The organism is Chitinophaga sp. 22308, from assembly GCF_052045305.1.
In the GTDB taxonomy this organism is placed as follows: Bacteria; Bacteroidota; Bacteroidia; order Chitinophagales; family Chitinophagaceae; genus Chitinophaga; species Chitinophaga varians_A.
This window is the reverse complement of the sequence record NZ_JBQEOP010000002.1, coordinates 242944-263238: the sequence shown is the minus strand read 5'-3', so window position 1 is coordinate 263238 and position 20295 is coordinate 242944. Positions and strand designations below refer to the sequence as shown.

General features: G+C 50.2%; 14 protein-coding genes. 6 read left to right on the top strand and 8 right to left on the bottom strand.

Annotated features, from left to right (window positions below; all coding sequences use genetic code 11):
- Positions 1 to 6 precede the first annotated feature (6 nt).
- From ACTJJS_RS07805 to ACTJJS_RS07780, 6 genes are all read left to right on the top strand, one after another.
- Positions 7 to 585, top strand: a complete 579-nt coding sequence (locus tag ACTJJS_RS07805) for an RNA polymerase sigma-70 factor (protein ID WP_168872370.1) — start codon at positions 7 to 9, stop codon at positions 583 to 585.
- A gap of 72 nt (positions 586 to 657) precedes the next feature.
- Positions 658 to 1737, top strand: a complete 1080-nt coding sequence (locus ACTJJS_RS07800; RefSeq protein WP_440663196.1) for a FecR family protein — start codon at positions 658 to 660, stop codon at positions 1735 to 1737.
- 168 nt (positions 1738 to 1905) lie between these two features.
- On the top strand, positions 1906 to 5199 hold the full coding sequence (locus ACTJJS_RS07795) for a TonB-dependent receptor (RefSeq protein ID WP_440663195.1): 3294 nt from the start codon (positions 1906 to 1908) through the stop codon (positions 5197 to 5199).
- Between the two features lie 16 nt (positions 5200 to 5215).
- A complete protein-coding gene (locus tag ACTJJS_RS07790; RefSeq protein ID WP_440663194.1) occupies positions 5216 to 6700 on the top strand; it encodes a RagB/SusD family nutrient uptake outer membrane protein in 1485 nt (494 codons plus the stop codon).
- Between the two features lie 19 nt (positions 6701 to 6719).
- The gene (locus tag ACTJJS_RS07785) at positions 6720 to 8063 is read left to right on the top strand and encodes a glucoamylase family protein (RefSeq protein ID WP_440663193.1); all 1344 of its coding nucleotides are present in this window, start codon (positions 6720 to 6722) and stop codon (positions 8061 to 8063) included.
- Between the two features lie 6 nt (positions 8064 to 8069).
- Positions 8070 to 9830, top strand: a complete 1761-nt coding sequence (locus tag ACTJJS_RS07780; protein ID WP_440663192.1) for a family 43 glycosylhydrolase — start codon at positions 8070 to 8072, stop codon at positions 9828 to 9830.
- A 65-nt stretch (positions 9831 to 9895) separates the two neighbouring features.
- Here ACTJJS_RS07780 and eco read toward each other — a convergent pair whose 3' ends face one another.
- The 8 genes from eco to ACTJJS_RS07740 form a co-directional block, all read right to left on the bottom strand.
- Positions 9896 to 10357, bottom strand: a complete 462-nt coding sequence (gene eco / locus ACTJJS_RS07775) for a serine protease inhibitor ecotin (RefSeq protein WP_440663191.1) — start codon at positions 10355 to 10357, stop codon at positions 9896 to 9898.
- Positions 10358 to 10409: 52 nt separating this feature from the next.
- The gene (locus tag ACTJJS_RS07770; RefSeq protein WP_343743913.1) at positions 10410 to 10718 is read right to left on the bottom strand and encodes a helix-turn-helix domain-containing protein; all 309 of its coding nucleotides are present in this window, start codon (positions 10716 to 10718) and stop codon (positions 10410 to 10412) included.
- 13 nt (positions 10719 to 10731) lie between these two features.
- Positions 10732 to 11133, bottom strand: a complete 402-nt coding sequence (locus ACTJJS_RS07765; RefSeq protein ID WP_440663190.1) for a hypothetical protein — start codon at positions 11131 to 11133, stop codon at positions 10732 to 10734.
- Between the two features lie 322 nt (positions 11134 to 11455).
- Entirely contained in the window at positions 11456 to 13636 is a 2181-nt protein-coding gene (locus ACTJJS_RS07760) for an IPT/TIG domain-containing protein (RefSeq protein ID WP_440663189.1), read from the bottom strand.
- A gap of 11 nt (positions 13637 to 13647) precedes the next feature.
- Positions 13648 to 16917 carry a TonB-dependent receptor gene (locus ACTJJS_RS07755; RefSeq protein WP_440663188.1) on the bottom strand — a complete coding sequence of 1090 codons (3270 nt, stop codon included), beginning with the start codon at positions 16915 to 16917 and terminating at the stop codon, positions 13648 to 13650.
- Positions 16918 to 16934: 17 nt separating this feature from the next.
- Positions 16935 to 17912: a fasciclin domain-containing protein gene (locus tag ACTJJS_RS07750; RefSeq protein WP_440663187.1), complete on the bottom strand. Its 978-nt coding sequence runs from the start codon at positions 17910 to 17912 to the stop codon at positions 16935 to 16937.
- Positions 17913 to 17939: 27 nt separating this feature from the next.
- Complete coding sequence (locus tag ACTJJS_RS07745; protein WP_168872358.1) at positions 17940 to 19163, bottom strand: fasciclin domain-containing protein; 1224 nt, start codon at positions 19161 to 19163, stop codon at positions 17940 to 17942.
- A gap of 27 nt (positions 19164 to 19190) precedes the next feature.
- Positions 19191 to 20273 (bottom strand): fasciclin domain-containing protein, encoded by a 1083-nt coding sequence (locus ACTJJS_RS07740; protein ID WP_440663186.1) that lies wholly within the window; start codon positions 20271 to 20273, stop codon positions 19191 to 19193.
- Between the last annotated feature and the right edge of the window lie 22 nt (positions 20274 to 20295).

Genomic DNA, 20295 nt, shown 5'->3' with positions numbered 1-20295 from the left:
GCCACGATGCTCCCGGCCAATAACATACAGGAATTGCAGCGCCGTATCAGCTTACACGACGACGAATCAGCCTACAAAGAGCTGTTCCTGCATTTCTATGAGCCGCTGGTACAATTTGCCGGTTCTTTTGTCCGCTCGGCACAAATCGCAGAAGAAGTAGTATCCGACGTATTTATTAATATATGGCAGGGCCGCCGGCGGTTGACGGAAGTCAACAATCTGCGGGTGTACCTGTACGTGAGCACCAAAAACGTGGCCCTTAAATACCTACTGCAGCAGCAAAAGAAAAACGCGCTTTCCCTGGATGAGCTGGAGCTGGACATGGAAAGCCCGCATTACAACCCTGAAGAGCAGCTGATCAGCGCCGAGCTGCTGGCAAAGTTTGAACAGGCAGTGAGCGATCTCCCGCCCCGCTGCAAAATCATCTTCAAACTAATTAAAGAAGACGGTCTCCGCTACAAAGAGATCGCGGAAATCCTGGACATCTCCGTTAAAACCATCGACAATCAACTGGCCATCGCCCTTGCCAGAATTGCCCGCGCGATCAATACCTCCCTGAAAAAACCGCAGCGGTTACAGCCTTAATTTTTTTTTATTTCCCTTTGGTAGATTTAGTGAAAAAAGAGATCCTGTAGGAAGAGCATCTTATTTCACGTTATGAACACGAGACGTATTTGGGAACTGATGGCGCGCAAACTGGCGAACGAAGCTACTGCGGATGAACTGCAGGAGCTGTCGGCGCTGCTGCGTGACAATCCTGACACAGAGCTGCCGGCGGGCCTGGTAGATGAGCTGTGGCAGAAAACGGCAGCAGCCACCAGTGAGGACTCAGCTATGGCTGCACACGACCGGCATATCAGCCGGATGCAGGCCATGGGCATCCCGATTGGCCATGTTCCCACCGAAACACCCACACTACTTACCGCCATACGGTCCCGCCGCCCCTACCTGTGGGCCGCCGCCATCTCTACCGGCGTCCTGCTTTGTATGGCCGCCTGGTGGTGGACATCTGCTAAAAAAAACAGCAACGCCATAACCAGCGAGGTGACCACCCGCAACGGTTCGCGTACCAGCATTCAACTGGCGGACGGAACACGGGTATGGCTAAACGCAGGAAGCAAACTCTCCTATAGCAAAGATTTTGGTAAAGGTGACCGGAGCGTAACACTCTCCGGAGAAGCTTTTTTTGATGTGGCCAAACAAGCAGACCATCCATTAGTTATTCATACGGAAACGATGGACATCCGTGTACTGGGCACCCGTTTCAACGTACGGTCGTACCCGGAAGACAAAACCACGGAAGCCTCTCTGATTACTGGTAGCATAGAAGCCATTGTAAAGCACAACGCCACCCGGATCATTCTTAAGCCCAGCGAAAAAATCGTGGTACTGAACCAGTTGCCCGCTGTTGCCCGCTCCGCCAAAGTGCAGACAGCCAAAGCAGAAACAACGGTCACGCTCAGCCATGTTTCTTATTACGCAGCACAAACCACTGCCATTACAGAAACATCCTGGATGGACAACAAGCTGGTATTTAAAGATGAATCGTTTACGGAACTGGCCCAACAGATGGAACGGTTTTTTGGGGTAAAAGTACGGTTCGACAATCCACAGTTGCAGCAACTTCGCTTTACCGGCATATTTGAGCAGGAAACCGTGCAGCAGGCGCTGAGCGCGCTACAGCTGACAGCCGCTTTCCGTTATGAGATACAGAACGACACCATCATTATCCACTGAATAATTTGACAACGTTATGAACACACATTTAATTAACAGCTCGTGATCCAACCAAAACCAAAACGGGAAATGCGCTAACATTTCCCGCCGAAGATTCAGCCTTATCAGGAAACTTGCCGACACGCCAAGCCGCAAGCTTCCATCACTTTCACCTCTAGATTTAAAAGTATGAAAATATCGCTAAAATTTAGGGACAGGTATTCCTATGCCCTGAAAAAAGCACTTGTTATTATGAAACTCACCACGTTATTATTACTGGCGTGTTTTCTCCAGGTATCCGCCGCCGTTAAGGGGCAGGCTACCATCACCCTCAAGCTCAAAAAAGCGGAGATCTCACAGGTGTTGAGTAGTATTGAACAGCAGGGTAACTACCGTTTTCTGTACAATAATGCCTTGACCGAAATCAGAAAAAAAGTTAATGTAGACGTCACCAATTCCGGGCTAGACGCGGTAATGAGTACGCTCTTCGCCGGCACTTCCCTGCGGTACAAACTGGTGGAAAACAATCTCGTGGTGATCATGTCACAGGAGATAAAAATCACCGGTAAAGTCACCAGCAAGAAAGATGGTTCGCCCATCCCCGGCGCTACCATCACCATAAAAGGGACCTCCAAAGGCACCGTGAGCGGCCCCGATGGCTCCTATACCATCACCGCGCCAGACAATGCCACCCTGGTGGCAAGCTTTATCGGCTTCACTTCACAGGAAGTGCCGGTGAGCAACCGTCAGCAGCTGGACATCACACTGGAAGAATCCGTGAGCCAGATGCAGCAGGTAGTGGTTGTTGGTTACGGCGTACAACGTAAAGTCGATATCACCGGTTCCATCTCCCAGGTAAAAGGAGACGAAATCAACAAACAGCCTGTCACCAACGCCATGAGCGGCCTGCAAGGCAAAGTAGCCGGTGTGCAGATTGTCAACGACGGCAAACCCGGCGGCGTGCCCACCATCAAAATTCGTGGTACGGGCACGGTATATGGCTCTCCCAGTCCGCTGTATGTGGTAGATGGTGTATGGTATGATGACATCAGTTTCCTCAATCCCGGCGACATCGAAAACATGAGCATCCTGAAAGACGCCTCCAGTGAGGCTATCTACGGTATGCGGGCAGCCAACGGCGTGGTGCTGATCACTACCAAAAAAGGACGTGCAGGCAAAACCAGCGTCAACTATACCGGTTACGTAGGCATGCAACGTGCCACTAACAAAGTGAAAATGGCCAATGGCAACGAATATGCAACCATCATCAACGAACTGAGCACTATTAACGGTAACTCGCTCCGCCTTGATCCTAACGCTTATGGTGCCGGCACTGACTGGTTTAAACAGGAGATGCGCAATGCCTTCACCACCAACCATCAGTTATCTATCAATGGTGGTACGGAGAAATCCAGCTATAATTTTTCCCTGAGTTATATGAAACAGGATGGTTTGATCAAAACCAATGATTTCTCCCGCATCACAGCGCGCCTGCAAAATGATTTTCAGGTGTTTGAACCATTGAAAATAGGCTACTCCGTTACTGCGGCAGCTTACAACAGCAACGATATTCCGGATGCTTACTTTCTGCAGCTGTATACTTCCGCCCCAATTGTACCGGTGTTTAATCCGGATGGCTCCTATGGAGATCCCGATAAACTGAACCTCGGTACCGGTGCAGGCAAAAACCCTCAGGCATCCCTGGACTTCTACGACCAAACCACCAAACGGCGCATGATCACCGGTAACGTATATGCAGACCTGCGTTTTGCCAAACATTTTGTTTTTCACAGCAGTGTAGGCGGCGAATATGGTGATAGTATCATCCGGAACTATACACCACAATATTGGGCCACTACCAACCAGTTCAACAAAGTGAGCAAACTGACCCGCACCACCGCCAGTCGCCAGAACTGGATTGTGGAAAACACCCTTACCTATGACAACAAATTCGGTGATCACAACCTGAAAGTCTTGCTGGGCCAGGCAGCGCAACAGCGCCGGTTTTACAAACTGATTGCCAGCGCAGATAATGTGCCCAATAACAACGAAGGCACTAAATACCTGCGCCTGGGCAATACCGACGGCCGTTCCGTGACCGACGAAGGTGAACTGATCAACATTGCTTCCTACTTTGGCCGCGTAAACTATGCGTATAAAGATAAATACCTGCTGACAGCCTCTATCCGTGCTGACGGCGCCTCACAGTTTTCTCCGGGCGACCAGTGGGGCTACTTCCCTTCTGTAGGCTTAGGCTGGGTACTTAGTGAAGAGCCATTCATTAAAAACACCGGTATTTTCGACAACCTGAAACTGCGTGGCAGCTGGGGCCAGGTGGGCAACGCTTCCGTTCCGCCTTCCCTCTCCATACAGCGGATCAATCAATTACCTTATCTGACAGCCATCTTCGGTGGCGGTGTTTATACCGGCGCAAGCGTCACGTCACTGGTCCCTCCTGCCCTCTTCTGGGAAAAATCTGAAGGCATTGATGCGGCCATTGAAGCCAGCGTGTTAAAAAACAGATTGTATGTAGAAGCCGGCTTCTATAACAAAAAAACACTGTCGGCCATTTTCGATGTACCGATACTCATGTCGCTGGGTACGCAGGATTCCAAGATGACCGCCAACCAGGCTACGTTCCGTAACCAGGGCTGGGAGTTTGCAGCAAACTGGAAAGATCAGACAGAAAGCGGTTTTGGTTATTCCATTGGCGGTAACTTCAGCATCAACAACAACAAAGTACTGGAAGTCAGCAATACAGACTACCCCATCTATGGCGGTGGTGACGCATCTACCAGCGGTGGCCTGCTTACCCGTACCATCGTGGGCCAGCCCATTGGCCAGTACTTTGGTTACCAGGTAGACGGTGTTTTCCAGAATGCAGCAGAAGTAGCTGCTTCCGCGCAAAAATCAGCCAAACCAGGTGATTTCAGGTATCGCGATATCAACAACGATGGTATAATAGATGGCAAAGACCGTGTACCTATCGGTAATCCGAATCCTAAATACACCTACGGCATCAATACCAGCTTCAATTATAAAAACTTCGACCTGGCCGTGGAATTCCAGGGTGTTGCCGGTATTGACGTATACAATGCCAACATCGCCTTACGTTATGGCAACGAAAACTTTACCAAAGAGTTTTTTGATAACCGCTGGCATGGCGAAGGTACTTCCAACACCTACCCTTCTGCCAACGTAGGCGGCGGACAGAACTACCTGCCCAACACCTTCTTTGTGGAAAGTGGTTCTTACTTCCGTATCCGAAATATACAACTGGGCTACACAATGGCTAAAGCCATCGCCAACCGCTGGGGCATGCAGAACCTGCGCTTCTTTGCAAGCGCCCAAAACGCGTTCAACTTCTTCCGCTACCGTGGCTTCTCGCCTGAAATTGGTGGTGTCCCCACCAGTCAAGGTATCGACAAGAGTGTTTATCCCCTGTATGCCACCTACAATTTCGGTGTAAACGTGACCTTCTAATTTAAAGACGATGACCATGAAAAGAAATCACACACTATATATAAAACGTATTGCCAGCTTTGCATTACCAGTGCTGCTGGCCATTACCGCCGGCTGCGGAAAAAGTTTTCTGGATGTGCCACCCCAAGGACAACAACCGGCAGAAGTATTCTGGAAAACGGAAGCCGATGCCACCAAAGCTGTTAATGCCATGTACGCCAACCTTCATGAGTGGCGCCAGGTAGCCTTTGCAGCGTTGGCCGTGGAAGACCTGGGCTCCGAAGAAACAGAGAAAGGCAGCGATCCCAACGACGCCAGCTTTCTGAGCAACTTCGATAACTTTACAGTAACTGCCTCTGATGGCCAGGTGGCTGACTTCTGGAAAGGACAATACCAGGAAGTTAACCTCTGCAACCAGGTACTGGACAGCGTGCCCAAGATCGACATGGACGATGCCCTGAAAAACCGTTACCTGGCAGAAGCCAAATTTGTACGTGCCTATGCCTACTTCCGGCTGGTGCGCGCCTATGGCGATATTCCACTTAGGCTACATACCCCGAAAGGTCCGGAAGAATATAACCTGCCACGTACTCCCAAAGCGGACGTGTGGGCAGCCATCGAAAAAGACCTGACAGAAGCTGCAGCCGTATTACCGCCCAGCTACGGCGCCACCGATCTTGGTCGTGCCACCAAAGGCGCTGCCCTGGCCTTACACGCTAAGGTGGCCATGTACCAGAAAAAATGGCAGGACGTGTTTACCTACACCAATCAGGTAATGGGCCTGGGTTACAGCCTTTTCCCCAACTACGAGAAACTGTTCCGCATTCCGAACGAGAACTCCGTGGAATCCATTTTTGAAATACAATGTCAGACCATCATCGGTAACAAAGACGCCTCGAACTCTCAGTATTCTCAGATACAGGGCGTTAAGAGCCAGCCCGGTGGCGGATGGGGCTTTAACACTCCTACGCAGGCGCTGGTAGACGCCTATGAGCCCGGAGATCCGCGTAAAAACGCCACCATCCTGTTCAGAGGCACCATCACCGCTGAAGGCGACAGTGTTAAAAACGTAGGCATCAATCGCCGCTTTAATTACAAATCATATGTGCCTTTCACCCAGTGGGTATCGGGCTATAACGAAGGCGCCGACCAGAACGTACGCGTGATCCGTTATGCAGAAGTACTGCTGATGAACGCCGAAGCTGCCAACGAATTAGGCAACAGTGGTCAGGCGCTCAGCTCCCTCAACGCTGTAAGAGCCCGTGCACGCGCCGGCAACAACGCCATCCTGCCCGATGTGACCACCACCGACCAGGCACAGCTCCGCCTCGCTATCTGGCACGAAAGACAGATAGAACTGGCCATGGAGCGCGACCGCTTCTTTGATGTGATCCGCCAGGGAAGAGCGCCACAGATATTCGGACCGCTGGGCTTCAAAGCAGGCAAAAATGAACTGATGCCTATTCCACAGGTGGAGATCGACCTCAGCGTCAACAAACTGACGCAGAACCCGGGTTACTAATCGTTAGCGAAACCATGCCATGAAACAAATCACATCAACGATCATATGCCTGATATGCCTGCTCGCCTTTGGCGGGCAGGCACAGGTAAAACAACCGTCCATTAAAGCCGATCTGCAGATCCGGCAAAACCTGAGCGACAGCGCACTGCTGGACCTTGTTCAAAAACAAACGTTCCGTTATTTCTGGGATTTCGCCCATCCGGTTTCCGGTATGGCACGCGAACGCAGCAACAAATCATTCGACTATGGTGATGAGGTAGTGACCACCGGCGGCACCGGCTTCGGTGTCATGGCCATCGTAGTGGCCACGGAAAGAGGCTGGATCACCCGCGAAGCAGCCGTAGACAGAATGCTCAAAATAATTAACTTCCTCCGTAAAGCTGATCATTACCACGGCATCTTCCCCCACTGGCTCAACGGCGCTACCGGCAAAACAATTCCGTTCAGCCGCAAAGACGATGGCGGCGACATAGTAGAAACATCCTTCCTCTTTGAAGGACTGCTCACCGCCCGCCAATACTTCAACCGTGACACGCCCAAAGAAGAAGAGCTGCGCAACAAAATCAACTGGACCTGGAGAGAAGCGGAATGGAACTGGTACACCCAGGACGGACGCAACGTGCTGTATTGGCACTGGAGCCCCAACAACGGCTGGAGCATGAACCATGAAATCAGGGGCTACAACGAATGTCTGATCACCTACATCCTCTCTGCCTCCTCTCCTACCTATGCCATACCAGCGTCCGTGTACCATCACGGATGGGCCAACAACTACTATTTCCGCAACGACCGTACCTACTTCGGCATCAAACTGCCATTGGGAATGGATTACGGCGGACCGCTGTTCTTTACACACTACTCTTTCCTGGGCCTCGATCCGCATGGATTAAAAGACCGCTATGCCGACTACTGGGAACAGAATAAAAACCATACGCTCATTAACCGCGAGTATTGTGTGCAAAACCCGAAAGGCTTCAAAGGCTATGGCTCCAACGCGTGGGGACTTACCGCCAGCGATACGTACAACGGCTACGATGCCCATTCTCCCGAAAATGATCATGGCACCATAACGCCTACCGCCGCATTGTCTGCCTTCCCTTATACACCGGAATATTCCATGCAGGCGCTTAAACATTTCTACTATCAGCTGGGCAATAAGATCTGGAGCGAATACGGCTTTACCGATGCCTACAATGAAACGCAGCAATGGTACGCCACCTCTCATCTCGCCATCGATCAGGGCCCTATCGTAGGCATGATCGAAAACTACCGCAGCGGATTATTATGGAAGCTGTTTATGAGTTGCCCGGAAGTACAAGCGGGATTAAAGAAACTGGAGTTCACCAGTCCACATCTGAAATAATAAGTCATGCTGAATTTACCACGTATACTGACAACGCTGCTGTCATGCCTGCTGTTACAATCAGCCTACGCACAACAAACCACCTACTGCAATCCTGTTAATGTGGACTATGGCTACTGTCCCATTCCCAACTTCACTGAATGGGGCAAACACAGGGCCACCGCAGATCCGGTGATTGTCAACTACAAAGGCGATTATTACCTCTTCTCCACCAATCAGTGGGGTTACTGGTGGAGCCCGGACCTGAGCCAGTGGCATTTCGTATCACGTAAATTTCTGAAGCCATGGCACAAAGTATATGATGAGCTCTGCGCACCCGCCGTATGGGTCATGGGCGACACCATGATGGTATTCGGCTCCACCTATAGCAGCAATTTTCCCATCTGGATGAGCACCGACCCTAAAGGCAACCAGTGGAAAGAAGCCGTAGATTCTTTTCAGGCAGGTGGATGGGACCCTGCTTTTTTCCTGGATGATGATGGAAAACTGTACCAATACAACGGCAGCAGCAACCGCTATCCGGTGTACGGCGGAGAAGTGGACCGTAAGACTTTACAATTGAAAGGTGCCCGTAAAGAGCTGTATCTCCTGGAAGACCAACGCTATGGCTGGCAGCGGTTCGGAGAATACATGGACAATACCTTCCTCGATCCTTTCATCGAAGGCGCCTGGATGACGAAACATAACGGAAAATATTACCTGCAATACGGCGCCCCCGGCACGGAGTTCAGCGGTTATGCCGACGGCGTGGTAGTAGCCGATAATCCGTTAGGTCCCTTTACACCTCAGGCCCACAACCCATTTTCCTTCAAGCCCGGTGGCTTTGCCCGTGGCGCAGGCCATGGCAGCACTTTTCAGGACAACAAAGGCAACTGGTGGCACGTCTCCACTATGGTTATCTCTGTAAAAAACAGTTTTGAAAGAAGGCTCGGTTTCTGGCCTGCCGGCTTTGATAAAGATGATGTGATGTATTGCAACACCGCCTTCGGTGACTACCCGCATTATCTCAACAGAGGCAGCAACACCCGTTCCTTTGACACCGACAGTCACACCTTTACCGGATGGATGTTGCTCAATTACAACAAACCGGTAACCGTTTCGTCCACGCTGGGCGGCTATCTCGCCAACAACGCCGTAGATGAAAACATCAAAACCTACTGGAGCGCCGCCACCGGCAACAAAGGCGAATGGCTGCAAAGTGATCTCGGAGAAGTCAGCACCGTTCACGCCGTGCAAATCAACTATGCCGATCAGGATGCCCCCTTTCTGGGCAAACAGACAGACATCTACCACCAGTATCTGATCTATTATTCACAGGATGGAAAAAAATGGCAGACGCTTGTCGACAAAAGCAACAACCGCACCGATGTGCCTCATGATTATGTGGAGCTTCCTCACCCGGTAAAAGCCCGGTACATCAAGCTGGTCAACGTTCACATGCCTGGTGGCAAGTTCGCTGTCAGCGGACTGCGTGTGTTCGGTAAGGGCAACGGTCCCATTCCTGATTCCGTAAAATCATTCGTGGTGCTTCGAACGGAAAAGGATAAACGCAGCGCCTGGATCAAGTGGCAACCGGTAGATAATGCCTACGCCTATAATATCTACTTTGGCGTTGCACCTGACAAATTGTACAACTGCATCATGGTGCATAATGCCAATGACTATACCTTCAAAGGGATGGACAAAGAGCTGCCCTACTATTACAGCATTGAGGCTATCAATGAAAATGGGGTATCTCCCCGGACAGCACCGGTGGAGGTAAAATAGTCTTCATAAAAAAGCGAGGGGAGATCACATAATGTGCTCTCCCCTCGCTTTTTAAATACAGATACTTATTTGATTTCAGCATCCATCTCCTGGTTGCCTCTTTCCCAGATTTTATACTTTACAGAGAAACCTTTAGGCACGTACACTACAATTGGCAGTTTGCTGTTGTAGCGTACCAGTTTGGTGTCGGCAATAAATTTGTCCTGCAATGTTTTATCAGGACAGGCCATCAAGGTAGATCTTACCTTACCGGCAGAGGTGTACTGATAATAAGTGTAGCCCCAGCCTTTTACATCTTTGGCGGCCCAGCTGCCGATCAGTCCATGGTGGTTACAATCCACCTTCATGGTTTTACCAGCCATAATTTCCACCTGGTAATTGTCTTCTGCATCTTTGGCTCGCAATTGGATCACATAGCGCTCTACGCCTTTCCAGGCTTTGGGAAATGGTTTCAGCTCTTTGTCCTGTGAATGGACAGCAGTCATGCCGGCACCCCACAGCAGCAACAGGAGAATAATGTGTTTCATACAGTAACGTTTTATGATAGGTTAACAGCCGGGAAGTGGAATTGTTTGGAAATTACTTCCTCTTCTTCACAGCAAGTGGCTTGTGCCTGAACCCCTGCGCAATGGTTAATATATCTTCATCAAGGGCCACTTCTATTTTAGCGATCGTTTCGCTGGTAAAGTTATGAACGCCCGACATCCATTTACTGATTTCAGATTCTGACTTACTGAGCATTCTGGCTAATTCCGCCTGCGAAATGCCTCTGTACTCCAATATCTCCAGAATCCGTTGACTGATAGCAAAGGATAGAACTACTTTTCGTTTAAGTTCAGGGGGAGTACTTTTACTGACCTTGTCAAATATGGGACTTCTTTTTTCCATAACTGATTTGTTTTTATAGGCCCTCAAATGTTATTATCAGATCTCCTCCTATCTTCGGTATAAGTCTGTTATACCTGTCATATCCTAGCTCTCCCCACCTTATCTTCTCTCTAAAGGCCTGTTCAAATTTCTTTAATAACCTCCAATGAGGTAAACAATCGGGACTATCAGAAATTTTTTGAGAGGATTTTATTCCTCCATTTCCTAATATGATACAATTATTGTTCAATCGTATACAGTACAATCTGATATCCGATTCTCTCGTTGGAATCGCGTGGATGGGCCCCTCCGGGCGAAAGCGGCCTTCCCATGCTCCATAAGTCGCAAATTCTTCCAGAACAGTCGTTATAATTCCAAGACTGTCACTAAAATCGCTTCCATCAAACCTGGAATAAAACTTCTCCGTTTCGCTCATTGTGTCATCATTGACAAAAAAAGTAAACGCAACCATTTGAGGCCCGGTCAGCCATTCAACCAACCGGCAATTAAAATACTTCACTTTTAAGTTAAGTTCAAAGTTAATAAATTATCTGCTTAAAAAGTGAAATGCCAATAAAAACCTGATTTATAACCAATGGTACCTAACACATATGTAATGCACCACTGAACAGAAGGATAAGCGCAGCAAAAATAATCTTTCGGATTTGTCCAAACGTTAACCAGGTGTAAACGGTGTAAAAAATAAAAAAGCCCTGCTGCCATCAGGCAACAGGGCGCTTATGCTTAACAATCCCCCTTTATTTCATGAATATTTTTCTGACAGCATTGTTGTACTGGTCCAGCACATAAATGTTGCCGCTTCTGTCCACATGGATACCGTTCATGTTTTTGAACAAGGCTTCCGTGAGTGTACCGTCTTTGTACCCTGCTTTGAAGGAGTCAAAAGTACCACCGGCGCCGGTTACTGTTTTAACCGTACCGGACGGGGTAACATACCGGATACACATGTTCATGTTATCCACAAAAAAGATATTGCCGGTGGAAGGGTCAAGGACTGTACACAGCGGGCTGCCGAGGCGTGCCACGGGCCCATTGCCATCGACAAACCCGGTTTCAAAAACACTGCCGCACAAATACCTGCTCGTTCCTGATGCAGGCGCCACCACGATGAATGGGTTGTTATAGTCACCGCCTGCGTAGTACAGGTTGCCCAATGCGTCCAGCGCCATCTTGTCCGGAACAGTATGGGGGAAAGAACTGAACTTGGTCAGTGAGCCATTGCTTTCGCTTTTATACACCCCCTGGTACATCTTACCCACGTAGATAGCCCCATTGTTGTCCACTGCCAATGCGCCGGACAGGTTATCGAGTATTGTCAGCACAGTAGTTACATTACCGGCTGGCGTGATTTTACGGACATAATTCCGCTGACCGATACCTTCCAACACATAAATATTGTCATAGATATCCGCAGTGATAGTTCGCGGATTCTGAAAGAGCGCTGTGGCCAGCGGGCCGTCCTGATGGGCGCTGACGGTGCCCCCGGTATAGGTGCTCACGGTACCGTCAGGCGAAAGTTTCTGCACCTGCTGCCCCTGCAGGAAATACAGATTGCCGTTCCGGTCGCCCGTTAATCCGGTAGTGCCTACAAACATACCTGTACCGGGACCGCCGGCTAACGTCATCACACCGGCATGTCTGAATACGGGCCCGATAGCATCCAGGCTGTTCACCTTCACGTTGACGGTACCAGTGGAAACCGTGGCCGGTGCTGTCACTTCGAGCGTAGTGGCAGTAGCGCTCAGCACGGTGGCAGGCACGCCATTAAACGTCACAATGTTGTCCGCAGGGTTAGTGCTGAAGCCTATACCGGCAACGGTAACGGTTGTACCGGCCAGCCCGTTGTCGGGCGAAAGGCTTGCTACGCCAAGGTTCTGTTCCTTGAACTGAGGACCGCCTGTTTCCTGCCCGTTGACCCATACTTTCATATTGCCCGTTCCGGCACCCACCGGGATAGTTACCAGCAACTCCTTGTCAGTGGCCTGCTTTACAACGCCGGCAATGCCATTAAACATCACATTGTTTTCATCAATTTCACTGCTGAAGTTAGCTCCGGTGATGGTCACTTCTTTTCCGGCAGGACCGCTCAAAGGCGCTACTGTTGCCAGTACCGGAGGAGGGATCACCGTAAACACGGGGCCGACAGTTTTTTGCCCGTTGATGGTAACCGTCAGCGGGCCGGTGGCCACATCATCCGGTGTGGCCACCACCAATTGTGTAGTCGTGGCGCTGATCACGGTACCGGCTTTTCCATTGAACGCGATAGCGTTGTTGGCCGCCACCGCGTTAAAGCCTTCACCGGTGATCGTCACTTGCGTGCCCTTACCCCCTTTCAGTGGCTTGATTTTGCTGATATTCTGGAACAGGAACGCGGGACCGTTCACCTCTTTTCCATCTACCATCACTTTGATGGTGCCGCTGCCGGCAGATACAGGCACGGAAGCTATCAACGTGGTGTCGTTCACGGATGTGATGGTGGCCTCCTTTCCGTTGACCAGCACCTTGACCGGCGCATTGATGCTGCTGAAACCTTCTCCCAAAATCACTACGTTGGTACCGGCAGGACCATTAAGCGGACTGACGCCACGTACACTCAGGTCCTGATAAGTATAAGTACCCGCTTCCAGCTCTTTGCCATTGGTTTTAACAGACAGTTTACCACTATTGCCACTGGCCGGCGCCAGTACGGTCATTACCGTGTCGTTTACGTCCAGCACGGTCGCTGCCGTCCCGTTAAACGTCACTTCATTGTCTTTCCGGTTAAAACCGGCGCCGTTAATGGTAACGATAGTACCGGCCTTTCCGCTGTTAGGCCAGAAAGAAGTGATGGAAGGCGGTATGTCCATCCCTTCATCCCGGTTTCTTTTACAGGCCGTCAACAACAGCAGCCCGCATAAAAAATATAGCAATGATTTCATGGTCATCATTTTTAGAATGAATATCTCATCCCGAGCTGCACCTGCGCACGGGAGTTAAAAAAGTCTATCGCGTAGGGCTTTCCCGGATTTTCGTACTGGTACACAGGATAGTTGCCCGGGTTCTGTTTCGCCGGGAAAGCCGGTGTCAGGCCCACGCTGGCGGTAGAATTGAACGTATTGGGAGAAAAATAGGCCCTGCCCCAGGTTTTGTTCAACAGGTTGGTGAAGTTCATCACGTCAACGGAGAAGGTGATAAACTGGCCGTTAGGATCTTTCGAGAAATGGAACTCCTGCGCAAAGTGCAGATCTGCCTGAACGTTCCAGGGCGTACGACCGGCATTGCGCTCTGTGTATTGACCACGACGGCCACGCAGGTATTTATCACCCTCAATATAATCGTTGAAAGCGGCGGCCTGAGAGGCGGCAGTAACCGTCTCCCCTGCTTTATTGGTATAGTCCTGAAAAAACTTCACCGCATCGGCAGCTTCGGGAATATACACGAGGCTCACCTGCTGTGGCAGTCCCTGAATACTGTTGTTCACAATGCCATAGGTGAACGGGCTGCCCGACTGCGCAGTGGCAAACAAGCTCAAAGTACTTATCCAGCTGGTGTTCCAGCGGCGTACATATTGCAGGTTCAGCACCAGGCGGTGGCGGATATCAAAGTTCGAATAAGCCAGTCCAGGATTATTGGGATTGAGCGCCTGGTTCAATTGCCAGTTGCTCTCCATAGAATTGCGGATACCGTTGGACACGTCTTTGGACTGCCCATAGGTATATGCCAGCGATGCGTACAATCCAAAAGGAAAGTTGCGGTTAACGCTGCCGGTAAGGCTGTACCGGTATCCTTTACGGGTATTGCTCAGCTGATAGGCGTTGGAAAAATGCGGGTCTACAGCACCACTGAAAACAGGCTGCTGTTTCGTACTGTCGTAACCGTAATAACGCGGATTATCTTTGATATTGATCTGTTGGAACATCACATCTTTCAACGTTTTAGTGAGAATACCTTCTACCGTGAATTTGTAGCCGTTCCCGGTGGTATAGTCTACAGCCAGGCTGGTACGCCATACCTGCGGCATTACGAAGTTGTTATCAATCACGTCTACCTGTGTTTTACCTGCCATGCGATTGTTGATGACCGTACCATTGCCGGCAATGAAGTCGGCTATGCCGTTCTGGCCAGGCTTCACTGCATCGGTACCGGGCACAAAAACTTTTGCATCTGCTTTCTGGTCAAAAGAACCGTAGTTGATACCGTTGTTATAATAAGCGTAAGCCAGCCATGCGAAAGGAATACGGCCGGTAAACAGACCGGTACCGCCACGCAGTATCAACTGCTGGTTGCCCAGCCAGTCATACCGGAACCCCAGCCGTGGGGACACCTGCACTTTGTTCAGATAGTGATTGGTGATACGGTTCAACGGCGTATAGGCGTAGGTGGTGCCAAAATAATCATCCGTATAGGCATTACGTGTTTGTTCACTCAGGGCTGGTGCATTGGGCAACATGGTATAATCAGCACGTACACCGGGTATCAGCTTCAGTTTTTCTGTCACCTGGATTTCGTCCTGTACATAGGCGCTGAGCATGTTTACATTGAAACGTGCTTCCGGGTTGGCCAGGATATAATCGCGGCTGTTGTTGGTAAAGTTGTAACTGCCGCGTACACGGTAAGGAATGTTGTTCAGGTAGTCATCGATGCTGAGATAGTCTACGCGACCATTCCAGCTGTTCACAAAGCCGTAATCGATATGATAAAATTCATTGTGGGTACCGAAGAGCAGGGTATGCCTGCCTCTCCGCAAGGTGAGATTGTCCGTCACCTCGATGGTGCGTTGTTTCATGTTGAAAATAGACGCTTCCCTGTCGGTGCCCCAGTAGATGGTAGTACCGGGTGCGCGGCCCATGATCTGCACTTGCGGCAAGGCAGGATTGGACGATGGGTCACGTTTATCGTGTACCGTAGTATAGCCTATGATCAGGCTGTTGGAGAGACGGTTATTGAAACGTGTTTTCAGTTCCGCCACGGTGGATGTCTGGTTATTGGTCTGTTCGTAGGCCATACTGCTGAAACGGAAATCCTGCTGGTCGCGGTCCATGTTCATCGCGGAAGAACGGATAGTATTATTGCGGACAGACAGCTGGTTCCGATCATTGATGTTCCAGTCGAGACGATTGAAGAACTTCACGGATTTTGACCAGGCGTTGTAAGCGCCGGCAGTACCGGGATCTGCGTCTTTGCCGTAACGTGCGATGGTGGCGTTGCGGATATCTTCTGCATCTTTCGTGCTCAGGATGTGGGCTGTTTCCTGGCTGCCGGCCAGCAGCTGCGCCGGGTCCCGGCGATGGGTGATTTCTTCATTGGTAAAGAAGAACAATTTGTTTTTGATGATAGGAAAACCAACGCGCACGCCTGCCTGGTAATCATAAAAATCTTTGTCCATTTTACCGAGATGCCCCACCTTGTCTTTCCCGGTGATAGCGGCATTGCGACCGAAACCGTAAATGCTGCCTGTCACTTTATTGGTACCGCTGCGGGTAACGGCGTTAATACTGCCACCGGTGAAGTTACCGATCTTTACGTCGAAGGGTGCGAGGTACACCTGCATGTCTTCAATAGCGTCCATAGACACTGCGTTGGTGCGGGTGCTGGAGCCGGGCATGCCGGAGCTGCCGGTGATGCCGCCCATGGAGGGACTGAAGCCTATCGCGTCATTGTTGATGGCGCCGTCGATGGTAACATTGTTATAACGGAAATTGGTACCGGCGAAAGAGTTGTCTTTAGAGCCTTGCGGTACAAGCTTAGTAATGTCCGTGATACTGCGGGAGATAGTGGGCATATTGGCCACCTGCAAGCGGCTGATATGTTGTCCTGCTCCGAAGGTATTGGCTTTGGCGCCAGTACGGGTGGCTTTCACCTCCACTTCGGAGAGTTGTTTGCCTTTGTCTGCGAGAACAAAATTGAGTTGCAGCGGTTCACCGAGACGGATCGTAAAACCATCGCGGGACTGTGTTTCCATGCCCATCATGCTGACGGTAATGCTATACGGGCCGCCTATACGAAGACCGGGCAGATAATACCGGCCATCTGCGCTGGTGACGGTGCCATATTTAGTACCGGAAGGCAGATGCACCGCCAGTACGGTAACACCAGGCAGTTGCTCCTGCTTACCGTTGGTGATACGTCCGCTCCAGGCACCGTTAGTTTCCTGTGCGTATCCTCCCGACGCCATCATCAGCAAAGGGAGTAAGAGTATAATGTAGAATACCTGCTTCATGTTAAGCTTTGTTGGATTTATTGATTTTCACTCAGCACGTTGCTGATTATATGCAGCACGCCATTTCCTGCCAGCACATTGCTTTTAAGGATGTTGACCGGGGAAGTGTTGCCAGATCCCTGGATGGTGATACCGGTATATTTCACACCTGTCTTCAGCAGTTGTACGGTGATGTTACTGCCGTTATACATGGCCTGTTCACTTTTATCGGTATCATCAGTGGTGAGCACATAGTCATAGACAAAACGGCGACCCGGAAAAAAGGAATACCCCAACATCCGTTGCAGCACAGCGGGATCTGTTTGTCCCACGCTGTCGGCCGTAGGAAAGCCTTTGCTGCGGAAGGCGCTGTTGGAGGGCGCAAAGAAAGTATAGACTTTTTTAGAAGCGACCAGGTCTTTCAAGCCGGCCTGCTGCAGTGCTACGTTCAGAAAGGTAAGCGTGGTATCTGCGGCAATGGCATCGGACAATGTCTGGTTCACCAGTGGTTGCAACACTTCGCTCATCACCTGTATCAGCCCATTGCTGGCCGGTAGGTTATAGGAGATAACAGGTGTGCCGTTGATGGTCAGCACCGTGTCTTTACCTTTTACCCAGCGGGTGGCGTACATTTTAGCACCGGAGGCGGTGGTCAGCTCCTGGTTAAAAGCGAAAGGCAGTTTATTCAGCTCCCAGGTGCCGCTGAGCACATGATAGGTCATCATATGGTTCAGCGTGGATGACCGCTCCTGCAATACAGCGCCGACATTGGCATAGCCGGCTTTAATAAAGGCGTTGTTGTCCGGCACCAGTACCGTAAGCGGCCCTTCACCAGCTAATTTGGGCCCATAGCCGGTACGCTCGATCACTGCATTGAAACTGGAGAAGTTAAATATATTGTCTGCGATCACGTAGGTGATACGATTGCTCAACTGCTGGTCCGGCGCTGTCTTCTCATCCTTGCTGCACGCCGTCATTAACAACAATAGCAAACCGGTATAGAATATTCTTTTCATAATTGTTTGTTTTAGGGAGATGAATGACTATGGCATGAACAGTCCGTCGTTAACAACATGGACCACGCCATTCAACAGGCAGATATTTGTTTCCGCGAGTGGCAATCTGGCAGCAGCAGTGCCGAGCCGCCTTACGCCCAGACCTGTATTGCCGGCAGCAAAATCAAGCCGGTATATCATAGGCGCATAGTTATACACGGCCCCTGTCCTCAGCATCATACCAGAGACACTGCGGTTGACCATCAGCTCATTGACGAAATACACCGGGTAGATTTTCTTCGTACCGTTATAAGCGGCAACAGTGCCGGCATAATCCATACGATTTGGCAGCAGGATCGAATCCATGGCGGTAGTGGGATAAACGTAGTAGAATTTATCATCATAGCCAGGATCGCCAATAGGCAATGACTTGTAACTATACTGGCGTATATCCTCTGCCGTATTAAAACCGCTTTTGTGGAATGCCTCGTTAGTGGGGACAACCAGCGTAAACTGCCCTCCTGAGGAACCCGTGGCGGAAAGTACCGGCATGTTCAATAATGTCGTGTTCCAGGGGTCTTTATCCAGGTAGAGGCTGTCGTTGATACGGCAGGCTTCCAGGTAAAGACTGAATCGTTCATCAGACTGCAGAAAAGACAGCATATCCTGCACCGGCTTTTGCAATACCTTATCTGTCGGGTAAATAGTGGCCGTGGTGCTTTCAAGGGCCTGCCCCCATTTGCTCACCGGCTGTCCGTTGACATAAAGGCTGTCATGGTATACACCGGCAAACAGCATATACTGATAAGGAGGATAACCTTCAAATCCGGGCAGTTCGGCTTTCAGCAGTGTTACCATGGGAACATTACCGATCACTTCTGCAAGAGAAGCCGGATGTATCTGATTGGCGCTGATGTGGAAAGACAACAGGCTGTCCAGCTGTTCCGGCGCAGCCTGATTGATTTTTTCCATCGTCCATCCTGCCTGTTCAAATGCCTTGTCTGTTGGCGCAAAAATGGTGAACGATATCGTGGCCGCTGCGTCCAGGCGGGCATCTATCTTCGCCCGTTTCCAGGCTGCTTTAAAATAGGTATAGGGAGATTTTTCCAAAGTCTCTTTCAAACCCAATACCGGTCCGGTGTAAGGCACCGGCTCACCGACAGGGTCCGGTTCAATATCCTGCTTGCGGCAGGCGATGGTCAGCACCAGCAGTACAGGTAAGCAGTATCTCAACAGCTTGCCTGGTATGTTAACAGCGGTAAAAAATTTCATTTTCAATCAGCTTTAAAACGGTTTGTGCTATTTGCGTAAAGTGGCGGGGTCCAGTAACAGATCATCGATACGATGCACCAGCCCATTGCTGGTCAGCTGGTCGGCCCCGATGGCAAAACCCTTCCGGTAATGCAGCGTAGATGGCCCGTTGGTGCTGAAGTTCTGCTGTATCACGTCCATCATATTGATCAGGACATTCTCAGAATTATCGTACCAGTTGTACTCATAATAAGGCTTGATGGCAAAATTCCCGACGTTGATCATGGAAGAGATAGGACCATAGGTACCGGAAATCTGCACCCAGTCGGTGGAGAAGATACGTTTGGACTTTAACGCCAACGGATATATGTTAAAGGCGACCGCCTCGTATTTATCCGGGTCCAGGCGCGCCGCACTGTCTGCCGTGATATTGTATTGGCGAAAGGCGTCGTTGTCCGGCACAAATACGGTAAACGGCCCTTTGTCTTTCAGTCCGTCCCACAGCTTACAGCGCTTCATCACGGTGACAAAAATGGACAGGCTGGTGTCTGCCTGCAAATATTCCTGGATGGTTCCCGGCCTGTAATTAAGCGGCTTGCGGATAACATGCACCACACCGTTAGACAGTGCCACGTTGCGTTTAGAATCAGGGTACACCAGGGCGCCGTTCACGAAAACATTTCTTTTGTCAGGCGGCGTATAAGTCGCGCCGGGATTGCCGGACGACGACACAAATATCTCTGAGCCCGCCAGGGTCATATATTTATTGCCCATCTGCAATGGGAATTCGGAGATATACTTACGGTCTTTGAACACATGGTACTTCACCATTGTACGCAGGCTTTCCGGGTCCATGGCATCAAAATCAGCCGGACTGGTAATGCCTATATCATTAAAAGCCTTGTTGTCCGGAACGAAGCAGGTGAAAGGACCGGGCTGGTTCAGGCTGTCCAACAGACCCGCTTTTTGCAGGGCTGCAGCAAACAGGCTGAGGTCATAGTTATTGTGAATAAACTCCCCCATAGCACGGGCAGGAGCGGTGTCCCTCGGAGGTGTCAGATCATCTTTCTTACATCCTGTCATCATCAACAGGAAAAAGAAAAACAAACAGGACAAAGTATAATATCGCATAATCATCTTTTTTAAGGCCTGC

Coding starts and splice junctions, on each gene's coding strand:
- ACTJJS_RS07805 (WP_168872370.1), top strand. CDS start 7: ATGCTCCCGGCCAATAACATACAGGAATTGCAGCGCCGTATCAGCTTA.
- ACTJJS_RS07800 (WP_440663196.1), top strand. CDS start 658: ATGAACACGAGACGTATTTGGGAACTGATGGCGCGCAAACTGGCGAAC.
- ACTJJS_RS07795 (WP_440663195.1), top strand. CDS start 1,906: ATGAAAATATCGCTAAAATTTAGGGACAGGTATTCCTATGCCCTGAAA.
- ACTJJS_RS07790 (WP_440663194.1), top strand. CDS start 5,216: ATGAAAAGAAATCACACACTATATATAAAACGTATTGCCAGCTTTGCA.
- ACTJJS_RS07785 (WP_440663193.1), top strand. CDS start 6,720: ATGAAACAAATCACATCAACGATCATATGCCTGATATGCCTGCTCGCC.
- ACTJJS_RS07780 (WP_440663192.1), top strand. CDS start 8,070: ATGCTGAATTTACCACGTATACTGACAACGCTGCTGTCATGCCTGCTG.
- eco (WP_440663191.1), bottom strand. CDS start 10,357: ATGAAACACATTATTCTCCTGTTGCTGCTGTGGGGTGCCGGCATGACT.
- ACTJJS_RS07770 (WP_343743913.1), bottom strand. CDS start 10,718: ATGGAAAAAAGAAGTCCCATATTTGACAAGGTCAGTAAAAGTACTCCC.
- ACTJJS_RS07765 (WP_440663190.1), bottom strand. CDS start 11,133: ATGAGCGAAACGGAGAAGTTTTATTCCAGGTTTGATGGAAGCGATTTT.
- ACTJJS_RS07760 (WP_440663189.1), bottom strand. CDS start 13,636: ATGAAATCATTGCTATATTTTTTATGCGGGCTGCTGTTGTTGACGGCC.
- ACTJJS_RS07755 (WP_440663188.1), bottom strand. CDS start 16,917: ATGAAGCAGGTATTCTACATTATACTCTTACTCCCTTTGCTGATGATG.
- ACTJJS_RS07750 (WP_440663187.1), bottom strand. CDS start 17,912: ATGAAAAGAATATTCTATACCGGTTTGCTATTGTTGTTAATGACGGCG.
- ACTJJS_RS07745 (WP_168872358.1), bottom strand. CDS start 19,163: ATGAAATTTTTTACCGCTGTTAACATACCAGGCAAGCTGTTGAGATAC.
- ACTJJS_RS07740 (WP_440663186.1), bottom strand. CDS start 20,273: ATGCGATATTATACTTTGTCCTGTTTGTTTTTCTTTTTCCTGTTGATG.